Annotated in this window: 10 protein-coding genes; 7 read left to right on the forward strand and 3 right to left on the reverse strand. The window is 61.8% G+C overall.

Features of this window, described 5'->3' with window-relative positions; translation table 11 throughout:
* Positions 1 to 152: 152 nt before the first annotated feature.
* Positions 153 to 2738, reverse strand: a complete 2586-nt coding sequence (locus tag AC0GUR_RS11660; RefSeq protein ID WP_472877640.1) for a TonB-dependent receptor — start codon at positions 2736 to 2738, stop codon at positions 153 to 155.
* 512 nt (positions 2739 to 3250) lie between these two features.
* Here AC0GUR_RS11660 and AC0GUR_RS11665 point away from each other — a divergent pair.
* Positions 3251 to 3970, forward strand: coding sequence for a FadR/GntR family transcriptional regulator (locus AC0GUR_RS11665; protein WP_472877641.1), 720 nt, complete (start codon positions 3251 to 3253; stop codon positions 3968 to 3970).
* Between the two features lie 736 nt (positions 3971 to 4706).
* Here the strand turns inward: AC0GUR_RS11665 and AC0GUR_RS11670 are convergent.
* Positions 4707 to 6038: an aminotransferase class III-fold pyridoxal phosphate-dependent enzyme gene (locus tag AC0GUR_RS11670; RefSeq protein WP_472877642.1), complete on the reverse strand. Its 1332-nt coding sequence runs from the start codon at positions 6036 to 6038 to the stop codon at positions 4707 to 4709.
* Positions 6031 to 7050, reverse strand: coding sequence for a phosphotransferase (locus AC0GUR_RS11675; protein WP_472877643.1), 1020 nt, complete (start codon positions 7048 to 7050; stop codon positions 6031 to 6033). The genes AC0GUR_RS11670 and AC0GUR_RS11675 overlap by 8 nt, the downstream gene beginning before the upstream one ends.
* Positions 7051 to 7131: 81 nt before the next feature.
* On the opposite strand from AC0GUR_RS11675, the gene AC0GUR_RS11680 reads away from it, so the two are divergent.
* The 6 genes from AC0GUR_RS11680 to AC0GUR_RS11705 are packed head-to-tail and all read left to right on the forward strand — an operon-like array spanning position 7132 to position 13709.
* Entirely contained in the window at positions 7132 to 9255 is a 2124-nt protein-coding gene (locus tag AC0GUR_RS11680; protein WP_472877644.1) for a beta-galactosidase, read from the forward strand.
* A 34-nt stretch (positions 9256 to 9289) separates the two neighbouring features.
* Complete coding sequence (locus tag AC0GUR_RS11685; RefSeq protein WP_472877645.1) at positions 9290 to 10234, forward strand: 2-dehydro-3-deoxygalactonokinase; 945 nt, start codon at positions 9290 to 9292, stop codon at positions 10232 to 10234.
* The gene (locus tag AC0GUR_RS11690; protein ID WP_472877646.1) at positions 10228 to 10872 is read left to right on the forward strand and encodes a 2-dehydro-3-deoxy-6-phosphogalactonate aldolase; all 645 of its coding nucleotides are present in this window, start codon (positions 10228 to 10230) and stop codon (positions 10870 to 10872) included. Before AC0GUR_RS11685 ends, AC0GUR_RS11690 begins: the two co-directional genes overlap by 7 nt.
* Positions 10869 to 12017 carry a galactonate dehydratase gene (gene dgoD / locus AC0GUR_RS11695; protein WP_472877647.1) on the forward strand — a complete coding sequence of 383 codons (1149 nt, stop codon included), beginning with the start codon at positions 10869 to 10871 and terminating at the stop codon, positions 12015 to 12017. Before AC0GUR_RS11690 ends, dgoD begins: the two co-directional genes overlap by 4 nt.
* 40 nt (positions 12018 to 12057) lie before the next feature.
* Positions 12058 to 12822 (forward strand): SDR family NAD(P)-dependent oxidoreductase, encoded by a 765-nt coding sequence (locus AC0GUR_RS11700; RefSeq protein ID WP_472877648.1) that lies wholly within the window; start codon positions 12058 to 12060, stop codon positions 12820 to 12822.
* Positions 12819 to 13709, forward strand: coding sequence for an SMP-30/gluconolactonase/LRE family protein (locus tag AC0GUR_RS11705; protein WP_472877649.1), 891 nt, complete (start codon positions 12819 to 12821; stop codon positions 13707 to 13709). Before AC0GUR_RS11700 ends, AC0GUR_RS11705 begins: the two co-directional genes overlap by 4 nt.
* Positions 13710 to 13713: the final 4 nt, after the last annotated feature.

The raw sequence follows: 13713 nt of genomic DNA on the forward strand, positions 1-13713 counted from the left end.
GTCGAGGGATAGATCACACGCTGCTCCTGAGGGGAATTCACACCCTAGCACGGGCCTACGCGCAGAAGGCCACCACAAAAAATGCGAGGCGCCGGCTGTGCACCGGCGCCTCGCTGCCTAGTCCAGGGGAGGGACTAAGACCAGAACCATCATCAGAACTGATACTTGACCTGCAGGTTCACCTCACGGCCTTCGATGGAGCGGGCGAGAATGACGCCGCCGCCACTGGCGAAGCCAAACAGGCGCGCATTGCCTTCGGTGATGCCAATCTGGTTGGTGAGATTGGTGCCACGCAGCGTCACTACCCAGTTCGGACCGATGTTGGCCATCGCGCCGGCGCTGAAATCGTAGTAGTGGCCAAGCGGCTGTTGGTTCAACTGGTCGCCATAGCGGGTACCCACGTATTCATAGTTCAGCCACAGCTTCAGGCTGCCCCAACTCGTGGGAATCACGTAGGCCGGGGTCAAGCGGTATTGCACCTTCGGCTGGCGGTCGATCTGATTGCCACTGATGGTGTCGCAACGATTGCTGCCATCCTGCGCCACGTACGGCACGCAGCCGGTGTAGTCGGAGTAATGACCGTTCATGTAGTTGCCGCTGAGCGCAATCGAAAAATTCTCGAACGGCTTCACCGTCACCGCGGCGTTGAGGCCCTTGGTCACCGAGCCGTAGACAAGGTTGATCTGGCCGGTGGGCAGATTGATCGAATACGGAATGCCGTGGAACAGCCTGCGATAGGCCGTTATGTCGGCGAAGATCCACGGCGCCTGGTACTTGAACCCGACTTCCATGTTGTGAATCTTCTCGATCGGCGGGTGATCGAGGTTCACCACATCGTCAAAGCCCGGCAGGAACACACCGTCGTTGACGCGCGCGTAGGCGCTCATGTTGTCATTGAAGGTGTAGTTGGCGCCCACCGTCCACGACGGCGCGCTGCGCGAGCTGCTCGGGTGGATCTTGCTGTTGACCAGGAACTCGGCGTTGTTGTTGTACACCGTGTTCGGGTTGTTATCGAGGTCGCCCGACGAGGTGTTCTGGAACCATCCGCCGATGTCATCGTGATGAATGCGGACACCGCCGTCAAAACGCCACTTTCCCACGTTCCAGACATCCGCCAGGTAGAACGCCCAGGTGGTGGCGTGCCAGCGTTCGTTGAACGCCATCCACGACTGCGGCTGGTTGTTCCAGAACAGGCCCTGGTTGTCCGTGAGTGCGTAGTTGTTCACGCCATCGGTCATGTTGACGACGATCGGACTCGGATTGTTCTGGGCCTGCATCAGCATGTTCAGGCCGTCTTCTTCGATATGGCGCTCGGAGTACACCGCGGCGTAGTTGCCGAAGGTCAACGTGTTGCCTTCGAAGATTTCCTTACTGAGGCGGAATTCGTTGGTGACCGAATTGATCTGCTTGTGGATGTATTCCGGATTCTGGATCGTGACGTTCTCGTTCATGTTCGCCGGCTTGCCATTGGTATAGGTGGCATTGGCCGTGAGGTTGGACGGCAGGCCGAACGAGGAGGCCATGCCGGCAATGGTATTGGACAGCGTGTCCGGGTTGGCGCCCGTGCTGTAGAACGCGGTGGTGTCCATGTTGCCATTGGCAAAGAACAGCTTGTCCGACAGCGACCAGCCGTTATCCCAATCCAAATCCAGATTGGCGCCGAAGATGTGGACGTTGCCACCCTGGCCGTTGGCCATGTCGATGTTCTGCCCGGCCGGCGCACAACCCGCGGTGTAGCACGGGTCCAGCTGCAGGAACATGCGGCGGGAGGCGTTGCTGCCGAACGTACCCGTGAGGGGGCTGAAGTTGGGGTAGGCCGAGAACTGGCCGGCCGAGGGGTTGAGGATCGGCGTGTCGGTCACCCACTGGTTCTTGTCCTTCAGCACACGCGCGAAGAACATGATCGAACCGTGGTCGAGGTCGTGGCTGAGCGTAGCCGTCAGCTGGCCACCGTCGTCGGCGGGAAACTGCGGATTGCGCACGCCATCGGATTTGCGCCAGAAGCCGCCGATGCTGCCGTACCAGCCGCTGTCCTTGCTGATCGGGAAACCATAGAAACCGTCGAGGCGATACATGCCTTCGGAACCGACGGTAAAGCCGATATCACCCGTGGGCTTGCTGCTGCCTTCGCGCAGGATGAAGTTGGCGATCACGCCCGGCTGGCCATTGCCGTACAGCACCGAGGTGCCGCCCTGGACCGCCTCAAGGCGATCGATGGTGTCATCCAGACGCACCATGGCATCGGTGAAGTAGTCCCACTTCGGGAACAACGGCGAGCCGTTCAACTGCATGGTGACGAATGGCGCACCACTGTCGGATGGGAAGCCGGCGACTTCGATGTTTGCACCGGTCTGGCCACCCGATGATTCCGGATAGACACCCGGCGAGATCTTCAGCAAGTCGGCCACGCTGACCGGATTGAGTTCCTTGATCTGCTGCAGGGAAACCGAGGTGATCGAATAGCTGGCGTCGATCTTGCGGATACCGCCCGCCGTGGAGTTACCCGTTACCACCACCTGATCCAGGCTCTGTACGGTACGGTTGGCCGATGCCGCCTGCTGGCGTTGTTCGACCGAGGCGTTATTGGCCGCCCTGGCAGGCTGCGCCTGATTCTGATCCTGGGTCTGCGTTTGCGCTGCCGGCGCTGACGCATCCTGGGCGTGCAACGCGCTGGTCATCAACACGGCGCCGATGGCGGCAGCCAACACCTGCTTATCGATCTTCTTCCAACCCTTCATTTCGAAAGTTCCTCCCCGGAACATTGGAACGTTGCGTTCGTCGTGGCATCGATTCAGTCGCGTAAGCGCGCTGACCTGTGTTGTGTTTTGCGATACGGCGCCGCGTTGGCTGGCAACCCACATGCCGTAGCCCCCTGCGCTGTGGGCCGCATCCTATCGCATATTTTTCTATTTGTCCTACCATAGTACGATACGTCAAAAGTGACGGATGACGACCGGGCAACGAAGCTCATGCGGTCGAACTAAGCGCCTCAAGGCAACGCGAGGGGAAGGGTTTGCTTTGGCCGCAATGAGCAGCCGGCGTCATGACTGTCGTCACGAGATCGGTAGGCGAACCGCGGGAAGCGCGAGGCGTCTGCGCATCGAGATGCGCGGTTCAAACGTTGCTCGACGACCTTGTATGATAAATTCCAGCGAACGTTGCACCGCAGCACAGGGTGACGTTTGAATCATGTGGCAGAACGCGAGACACGCAACGCGCGCGTGACCTACGCTGCGGAGAAAAGCACACCATGAAAGCGACGGATGCACGCAGTTTGCACGGCCAGGTTGTCCGTGAACTGGGCACAAGGATCGTTGCCGGCGACCTCAAGCCCGGCGATGTGTTGCCGCGCGAGGATGCCCTTGCCGAGAGCATGCAGGTCAGCCGCAACGCGTTGCGCGAAGCGCTGAAGGTGTTGTCCGCCAAAGGCCTGATCGAGGCCCGCCCGAAAACCGGCACCCGCATCCGCCCCACGGAATCGTGGAACCAGCTCGACCCGGACGTGCTTTCCTGGCGTTGCGCGTCCATGCCTACCGACGATTTCATCGAGAAGTTGGTCGAGATGCGTGAGATCATCGAACCGGCCGCCGCCGCTGCAGCAGCACGCAAGCGCACCGCCGCGCAGCTTGCCAAGATCGACACCGCCTACCATCAGATGGACGCTGCCAAGGACACTAGCGAGTGGGCTGTGGCTGACCTCAGCTTCCACAACGCCGTGCTTCAGGCCACCGGCAACGAGATGATGATCTCGCTGTTTTCGGTGATCGAGAGCGTGCTGGGTATGTTCTTTGTGTTGTCGGCCCAAACGGTGGCGGATTTCAAATACTCGCTGCCGCATCACCATAAGGTGCTTGAGGCCATTCGCCGTAATCAGCCGGAGGTGGCTCGCAAGGCTATGCAGGCGATGATTACCGACTCGCGTGGCAATCTTGAGAAGCGGCGTAAGAAGGGTGCGAAGAAGGCGCATTGATGGGGGATTGGGTTTGCGAAATCCACTCCCACTTCACATTTGCATCTGACCAGACTGCATAGCCGAGGAGCCTTGCTCTTGTAACCCTCTCCCAGCGGGAGAGGACTGGTGTGATTGACGGTGCTCGCGATAACGCGCGTGTCCCTCACCGTCATTCCCGTGAACGCTTGTTTCCCTCACCGTCATCCCCGCGAAAGCGGGAAGCGCTTTACAACAGCGAAGCTGGTCATCCAGTGACTTTGCTCTTGGCTCTGAATGTGGCGTTTCCGCCAGCGTGCCGCCTACGACGCAAAGCTAGTCCCCGTGGGACGCGGCGGGCGTTTCGATCACCTGCCGGCGCTCGAGTCACTTTTCTTTTGCTGGCCCAAAAGTCCCACGGGGATTAGCTTCGCGTCAAAAGTAACCCAAAGAAAACGGCCTCAAGAGCGAGGTAGTCGTAGCGTCATGTTGAATAAGAACCTTGGCTGCCGCGAAGCTCGAATCGTCACGATCGCCCGACACGCGGTACGGCTACACCGCAACGCACCATAGCGAAGAGGGCTAAAAGCAACGAGGTACGGCTCTTGGCTCCTGGCTCCCTCTCCCATTGCGGGAGAGGGCTGGGGAGAGGGGGGGTAATTCTTGCCTCACCACTTCGTCTTAGCCGTCACCCCGGCGCCGGCCGGGGTCCAGAGCCTCGGTATCTGGCTGTCGCGATTGAGCGAAACACCGCCTACGACGCAAAGCCAGCCGCACGCTACATCTCGCGCATCACGTCGTGGAGCTTCCCAAGAAACTCCTCGGCATTAGCCTGACTGAACACGATGGGCGGCTTGATCTTCAGCACGTTGTCGTCCGGTCCGTCGGTGGAGAGCAGCACATGACGCGCCTTCATTGCCTCCACCACGGCCTTGGCACGCGGCGAGTCCGGTGTCTTGGCACCACGGTCGCACACGAACTCCGCACCGATAAATAGCCCCTGCCCGCGCACATCGCCTATCACTTCATAACGCTGCTGCAGTTCACGCAGGCCGGCCATGAGGAGGTTGCCTACATGTCGCGCGTTTTCCTGCAGCTGCTCCTCCGCGATCACGTCCAGCACCGCCAGCGCGATGGCGCACGACACGGGGTTGCCAGCGAAAGTGTTGAAGTACTCCATGCCCGTGACAAAGCTCGCGGCAATCTCCGGCGTGGTCACCACCGCACCCATGGGGTGGCCGTTACCGATGGGCTTGCCCAGCGTCACGATGTCAGGCACCACGCCCTGGCACTCGAACGCCCAGAAGTGATCGCCCACCCGGCCAAAACCGACCTGCACTTCGTCAGCCAGGCATACGCCGCCCGCTGCTCGCACGGCAGCGTACGCTTCCGCCAGATAACCTTGTGGCGGCACGATCTGACCACCACATCCGAGCAACGATTCCGCATAGAACGCCGCCGGGGCTACGCCGTATTCGCGCAGCTCGCCAATCGCCGATGAGGCCAGCCGCCCGTACTTGGGACCCGCATCGGGCGTATCACCGAAGAGGCCGCGATACGTATCTGGCATCGGCAACACGCTCACGTGCGTGCCCTGCCCCACACCACCCTTGCCGTTGAACTTGTACGGGCTCAGTTCGATCATCGAAGGCGAGTGACCGTGATAGGCATGGTCCAGCACGATGACGCCCTCGGCGCGTGTATGCGCACGCGCCAACCGGAGTGCCAGGTCGTTGGCCTCGGTGCCCGAGTTGGTCAGGAAAACCACTGACAGTGACTTGGGCAGCGTAGCCGTGAGTCGAAGCGCGTACTCGACGATGTTGTCGTGCAGATAACGCGTATTGGTATTGAGCAGCGCCATCTGCGCCTGCCCCGCCGCCACAACGCGCGGATGGCAGTGGCCGACATGGCACACGTTGTTGACCATATCCAGGTAGGCCTTGCCATGCTGGTCGTATAGCCAAACTCCCTCACCACGCACGATTTTCAGCGGCTCCAGGTAAGCGACGCTGAGTGTGGGGTTCAGATGCGCCTTGCGCAGCTGAAGAATCTCGTCATTGCCTCGCTCGGGCACCACGCGGGCCGACGGATGGGAAGCAGTGTCAATCATGGCTGGATTCCAGATAGGGCCGCACGATGGCTTCGTGGTCGACGTCGGCAAGTTCTCCAAGCAACTGCCGCACGCCGCGCTGGGAGACCAGAACGAAGGGATTGTCCGGCTGCTCCCGATGCGAACGTGTCGCCATCAGGATGCTATGGCACAAGCGCGCCAGAATGAATGCATGCAGACGTTGCAGCTCGATACGCGTGAGCGGGTACTCGGCCAGATAACCGTCGACGATGCGTTGCGCACAGGCAACCGGATCCACCTCGTGTTGCATGGCGTAGGTGCAGGCGATGGCAAGATCGGCCAGTCGGAAGCTGGTGCACATATCGCCGAAATCGATCACGGCGCTGACCCGGCTTTCGGCACCGTCGTCGGCGACGATCACATTCATATCATTGGCGTCGTTGTGCAGCACGGTCACCGGCATCTCGGCACACCATTGCGGCAGCGCAGCGCAGAACGCTCCCGCCCGAGCTTCAACGATACCGCGCAGCGCTGCATCATCAATGTGGTTCACCTCGCCCATCAAACCGGGCAGATGCATCAGGTTCCAATCGTGCTGGCGATTGGCCGCCGGGTGTTGGAAGTCCTTCAGCCCGCGTGTGAGTCGCCCCACCGCGCGCCCCAAACTTGCATGCAGGGCGCCTCTCTGATCAGGCCACACCTTGCCGATAGCCTCCGCATAGGTCTTGCCCGGCACATAACTGAGCACGCGCACCAGGCAGGACTGTCCTGCCACCGGCAGCGCCAGCAGGTGCTCACCACCCTGTGACAGCTGCACCCTTGGGACGCCCAGCGACGGCTCGCGTGCCGCCAGCGCCATCATGGCGTGGTTTTCCAATTCGATATCCGGGCGCGACCACGAGGGATGCGCCACCTTGAGCACGTAATCGCCGCCATCGGCACGAATGCGAAAGTTTTGGTCCGCGTAGGATGGCAACGGACTGATCTCGCCATGGATATGCCAATGGCGTTCTGCCAGATTCAATGCCGCGTCCGGGGTCAATAGATCCATGGGCGAACTCACCTACCAGAGATTGCAGCTGTCCTAATAGTAGTATAATTTGACAATTAGAACTGGCTAACGGAAGCCCCTATGTTTCGGCCTTTGCTCGCAACGGCTCTGACCACCGCCATGATGATCGCCAGCGCGACGGCCACTCCGGCCGATGTGGCTGGCCCGCATCAGCCACAGGGCGCAGCCCTGCTGCACCAGCGCGAGCCAATGAGCATCGGCGTGTTCTATTACCCGGAACAGTGGCCGCGCGACCAATGGCAACGTGACTTCAACGGCATGGCCAAGCTGGGGTTTACCTTCACCCACATGGCCGAGTTCAGCTGGACCTATCTGGAGCCGGAAGAAGGCCGCTTCGATTTCACCTGGCTGGACGACGCCATCGCCATGGCGGACAAGGCCGGCCTGCGCGTGATTATCGGTACGCCGACCGGAGCCCCACCCAGCTGGATGGGCGAGCGCTATCCCGAGGTCTATCGCGTCGATGAGCGAGGCCAGCGTCATGAGCATGGCATTCGCGCGGAGGTGTCGCTGTCCAACGCGAAGTACCAGGCCTTCGTGAACCGCCTGGTCACAGCGATGGCGCAGCACTACGGCCATGATCGCCGCGTATGGGGCTGGCAGGTGGACAACGAGCCGGGCAGCTTCGCCGATTTCAGCGACAGTGCACGCGACGCCTTCCGCCAGTGGTTGCAACGCAAGTACGGCACCATCGATGCGATGAATGCCGCCTGGGGTGGCTCGTTCTGGAGCACGCGCTATACAAGCTTTGGCCAGGTGCTGCTACCGAACGCCACGCTGGCCGCCGAAGACAAGTTGAGCCCGCATGCGCTGCTGGATCTCGCCCGCTTTCAGGCCGACACCACCGGGCAGTTTCTGGATGGGCAGGCAGCGATCATCAAGAAATTTGCGACACCCGAACAATGGGTGACGACCAACTACACCAACGTTTCCACCGCGACAGATCCGCGCCGTAGCCACGGCCTGGACTTCACCACCTTCACGCTTTATCCGGTTGCGGGCGCCAACGTATTGGGCGGCGACAGCTTCGCCATAGGCAAGCCGGCGAACCTGATGGAAGCGGCGGCCTTTTTCCGCCCCATCACCGGAACCTTTGGTGTGATGGAGCTGCAACCGGGCCAGGTCAACTGGGGCGAAATCAATCCACAACCCATGCCGGGCGCAGTCAGCATGTGGATGTGGCATGCGTTCGCTTCGGGTGCCTCGTTGCTCAGCACGTATCGCTACCGCCATCCGCTGCGTGGCAGCGAGATGTATCACGAAGGCATTGTCGGTACGGACGGCGTGACGCTTTCGCGCACCGGCCGCGAGTTTGTCGACACTGTGCACGACATTCAGGCGCTCGAGAAAAAGCTCGACGCGCAAGCGCGATTGCCAGCACGCATGGCCGCGCGATCCACGGGCTATCTGTGGAGCCAGGACGTTTTCTGGGATCTTGAGATCCAGCCGCAAACCACGCAGTGGAACAGTTGGGCTTATCGGAACACCTACACGCTGGCGGTCAAGAGCACCGGCGCGCCGATGGACTTCATCGCCGAGGGCGATGACTTCTCCCGCTATCCGTTCGTGGTTGCACCGGCTTACCAGATGGTAAGCAAAGCCTTGGCGGAGAAGTGGCGCAAGTATGTGGAACAAGGCGGCCACCTGATCCTGACCAGCCGCACCGGACAGAAGAACGAACTCGGACACTTCCATGAGGGCCCGTGGTCCGCGCCGATTCTCGACTTGATCGGTGCAGACGTGGAGGGCTTTGACATGATTCCGCCGAGCGCCAACGGGCATGTCACGGCGGCCGGCAAAACACATGACTGGCATCGCTGGGCCGACATCCTCTCGCCACGCGCCGGCACCGAAGTGCTTGCTACGTATGCCGACCACTACTACGCAGGCAAGGCCGCCGCGACCACTCGCCGCCTGGGCAAGGGCAGCGTCACCATGATCGGTGTTTCCACCGACGACGGTGTGCTGGAACGCGAGCTTGTGCGCAGCGTGTATCAGCGAGCAGGCGTTGCCATCGAGGATCTGCCCAAGGGCGTGTTCGTCGAATGGCGGGGCGGCTACAACGTGATGGTGAACTACAACCCGGAGCCCTTCCAACCAACGCTGCCCGCGGGGGCGCAGATCATCCACGGCAAGGCACCGCTTGCACCGGCGCAGACGCTGGTGTGGAAGGAAGCGCCGTGAGTTTTGCCGCCACCCTTCACACGAGTGCGCGCGCATGAGCGGCCTGATTGCCCTCGATTGGGGAACCTCGCAGCTGCGTGCGTACTGGCTGGATGGTAACGGCCAGATCCATGAGTCACGGACACGTCCCTGGGGGGTGCGCCACCTGCCCGACGGCGGCTTCGATGCCGCGCTTGCTGACATCACCGCAGGTTGGCCCACACTGCCCCGCCTTGCCTGCGGCATGATCGGCAGTCGCCAGGGTTGGCTGGAAGTGCCATACGTCGAACTTCCTGCCAACCTCGACAAGCTGGGCACTTCAGTGCGCCAGGTGCGCGCGGCAGATGGCATGGACGTCCAAATGGTTCCCGGCCTGCATAACTCGCACGGTCCGGATGTGATGCGCGGCGAGGAAACCCAGATCATCGGTGCCATGGTGCTTGAGCCTTCGCTGGCCACCGCGTCGAACTGGGTGCTTCCGGGCACGCATAGCAAATGGGTGAGCGTGAGGAATGGCGCGGTCACCGACTTCTGCACACTGATGACCGGTGAGTTGTTTTCGCTGCTGTGGAATCACTCCATCCTTGGCACCGGCCAACGCGATGCACTGGCAACACCCGATGCGTTCGAGCGCGGCGTGATGACGGCACGCGACAGCAGCTCAGAAGGTGCCCTCAGCCGGCTGTTCTCCGCGCGATCGCTGATGCTCGATGGCAGCCTCGCACCCGGCGCCGTTTCCGAGTACCTGTCGGGCTTGTTGATCGGCGAAGAGTTTCGCGTTGCCCTGACTGCACGCCGCTTCCCGCCCGATGAGCCGTTTCAGCTGATCGGCGACGATGCCCTGTGCGATCGCTACCGCATCGCAGCGTCGCACTTCGGCATCACGCTACGCGCTCCTGTCGTTGATGCTGCGGCTTACGGGCTTTGGCATATCGCCCGTCATATCGGTCTTGTCCCACACAGTGGGTCGTCGTTGCCCAAGGATTCCATGCCGTGCTGAGCGCCTGGCTCAACCCTTTGTCTCTCATTGCCATCCTTCGCGGCATTCGCCCTGACGAAGCGGCCGCCGTGGGTCGCGCACTCGCCGACGCCGGCTTTCGCGTGATGGAAGTGCCGCTCAACTCGCCGCGCCCTTACGACAGCATCCGCGCCATGGTGCAAACCCTGGGCGACGACTGCCTGGTTGGCGCGGGCACGGTGATGAGTGCCGAGCAAGTTGATGAGGTAGCCGCTGCCGGCGGAAAGCTGGTGGTGATGCCGCACGCGGACACCAGGGTCATTCGCGCTGCCAAGCAAGCCGGGTTGCTGTGCGTGCCCGGCGTTGCCACACCCACCGAAGCCTTCAGTGCGCTGGCTGCTGGCGCCGATGGACTGAAGTTGTTTCCCGCCCATCAGGTGACTGAGGAAGGGCTCAAAGCCTGGCGTGCAGTCTTGCCAAACGATGTACCGGTATTGCCGGTCGGCGGCATTGCTCCCGACAACATGGCGTCGTGGATAGCTGCCGGCGCGCAAGGGTTTGGCATTGGCTCGGCGCTGTATGCGCCGGGCATCGATCTCCATGAGATCACTCGTCGGGCCCGTGCCTTCGCGCAGGCATGGGTCGCCATTTCAAGAACTTCCAAGGATGTCCGCGCATGAAGATCACTCGACTCACCACCTTTCTCGTGCCGCCGCGTTGGCTGTTTCTGCGCATCGACACGGATGCCGGCATCTGCGGCTGGGGCGAGCCGATTGTTGAAGGGCGCGCGCATACGGTGGCAGCGGCCGTCGAGGAGCTTTCCGATTACCTGATCGGCAAGGACCCGCGCCACATCGAAGATCTGTGGAATGTGATGTACCGCGGTGGCTTCTACCGTGGCGGCCCCATCCTGATGAGTGCCATCGCCGGCATCGACCAGGCGCTGTGGGACATCAAGGGCAAGCATCTCGGCGTGCCGGTGCATGAGCTGCTCGGCGGCCCGGTGCGCCAGCGCATTCGCGTCTATTCGTGGATCGGCGGCGATCGACCGGCCGACACGGCAAAGGCCGCCAAGGCGGCGGTCGAGCGCGGCTTTACTGCCGTGAAGATGAATGGCACCGAGGAAATGCACTACGTCGACAGCCACGCCAAGGTCGAGCGCGTACTGGAGAACGTGCATGCGGTGCGCGAGGCCGTCGGCCCACATGTCGGCCTGGGCGTGGATTTCCATGGCCGCGTGCACAAGCCCATGGCCAAGGTGCTTATGCGCGAGTTGGCACCTTACAACCTGATGTTTATCGAGGAACCGGTGTTGTCCGAACATCTGGACGCGATACCGGAGCTTGCCAGCATTTCACCGGCACCTATCGCGCTGGGCGAACGCCTGTATACGCGCTACGACTTCAAGCGCGTGTTGACCATCGGCGGCGTCGACATCATTCAGCCTGATCCGTCACACGCCGGCGGCATTACGGAAACCCGCAAGATCGCCGCCATGGCGGAAGCTTTCGACGTGGCACTGGCGTTGCATTGTCCGTTGGGACCGATTGCGCTTGCCGCCAACCTCCAGCTCGATGCGGTGTGCCACAACGCGTTCATCCAGGAACAAGGCCTCGGCATCCACTACAACACGTCGAACGATCTGCTCGACTACGTTGCCAAGCGCGATGTATTCGCCTACGAAGATGGCTACGTGACGATTCCAGACGGTCCCGGCCTGGGTATCGAGATCAACGAAGACTACGTGGCCGAGCGCGCCAAGGTGGGGCATCGCTGGCGCAACCCGGTGTGGCGCCACGACGACGGCAGCGTTGCCGAGTGGTAAACATGATCCCCCTGCCTTGCCGCCATACCGGAGTCCGTCGATGACAGCGTTCGCCACCTACCCCAGCCTGATGGACCGCAGTGTGCTGATTACCGGCGGCGCGACTGGCATTGGTGCGGCTTTCGTCGAGCACTTTGCACGACAGGGTGCACGGGTGGCGTTTCTCGATATCGATGACGCCAGCGCAGCGTCACTGCGTGCTTCGCTCGCTGATGCGCGGCATGCACCGCACTATCTGCATTGCGACATCACCGAGCTGGATGCGCTGAAGGGCGCCATCGATGCGGCGCGCAAGGTCATCGGCCCTGTCGCTGTCTTGGTCAACAACGCAGCCAACGACCATCGCCACGAGCTAGGTGAGGTCGATGCCGCCAGCTTCGAACGCAACGTCGCGGTCAACCTGCGGCACCAGGTCTTCGCCACGCAAGCCGTCATTCCCGATATGCGCCAGCTCGGTGGCGGCTCGATCATCTGCCTTGGCTCCACCGGCTGGATGAAGAAGAACAGTGGCTATCCGCTCTACGCAATGGCCAAGGCGGCGGTACACGGTTTCGTCAACGGCATGGCACGCGAGCTTGGCCAGAATCAGATACGCATCAACTGTCTGGTGCCGGGCTGGGTCATTACGGACAAGCAGGCGCGCTTGTGGCTCGACGATGCCGGCCGCGAGGAAATCGCTCGCGTGCAATGCATGCCGGGTTTCCTCCGTGCTGAGGATCTGGCGCGCGCCGCACTGTTCCTGGCGGCGGATGACAGCCGCATGTGCACTGGTCAGGACTTCATCGTGGATGGCGGCTGGGTATGACCTTGCCCGTCATGGATGTCGCACTCGATGCTGGCAACGTGCTGGGCGAAGGCATTGTCTGGTGTGAACGGGCACAGGCGCTGTACTGGACCGACATCCAGCGCGCCACGCTCTTTCGTCTCCATCCTGAGAGTGGCGAGCAGAAACAATGGGCGATGCCCGAGCGGCTCGCTTCGTTCGCGTTGTGCCAAGACGATGGCTGGCTCTTGCTGGCGCTGGCGTCGCAACTTGCGTTCTTTCGCCTCGATGATGGCGACCTTCGAAAACTTCACGCCGTTGAGCCGGACCTGCCGACGCGCTGCAACGACGGCGCCTGCGATCGCCAGGGACGCTTTGTCTTCGGCACCATGCATGAGCCCGCTGCAGGTGGGAAACAATGCCTGGGCAGTTTCTGGCGCGTGAACCACGACCTCAGTATGGAACGACTCGCGCTGCCTCAGGTCGCGATCAGCAACAGCATCGCCTTCAGCCCGGAAGGCGACACCATGTACTTCTGCGATTCGCTGTCTTGCCGCATCCATCGCTGCGCCTACGGCAACGAGCTGGGCACACCTCGCCTTTTTGTTGACCTCGGTGATGTGCACGGTGAGCCGGACGGCTCCTGCGTCGATGCCGAGGGCCACCTGTGGAATGCACAATGGGGGCTGGGGCGTGTGGTGCGCTACGCGCCGGACGGCTCCCAGCAGCAGATCGTCACCACTCCTGCCAACCAGCCGACTCGGCCGGCGCTCGGCGGGCCGCAGTTGCAAACGCTTTATGTCACCAGCGCACGCGACGGACTGCGTGCAGAACAGCTCGATGCAGACCCTCATGCCGGCGCCTTGTTCCAGTGGCGCGCCGACGTGCCCGGGCTGCCCGAGCCACGTTTCGCCGGCTCGCCTCCCTGAGCGC

Source organism: Dyella sp. PARNA 12/25 (genome assembly GCF_055702865.1).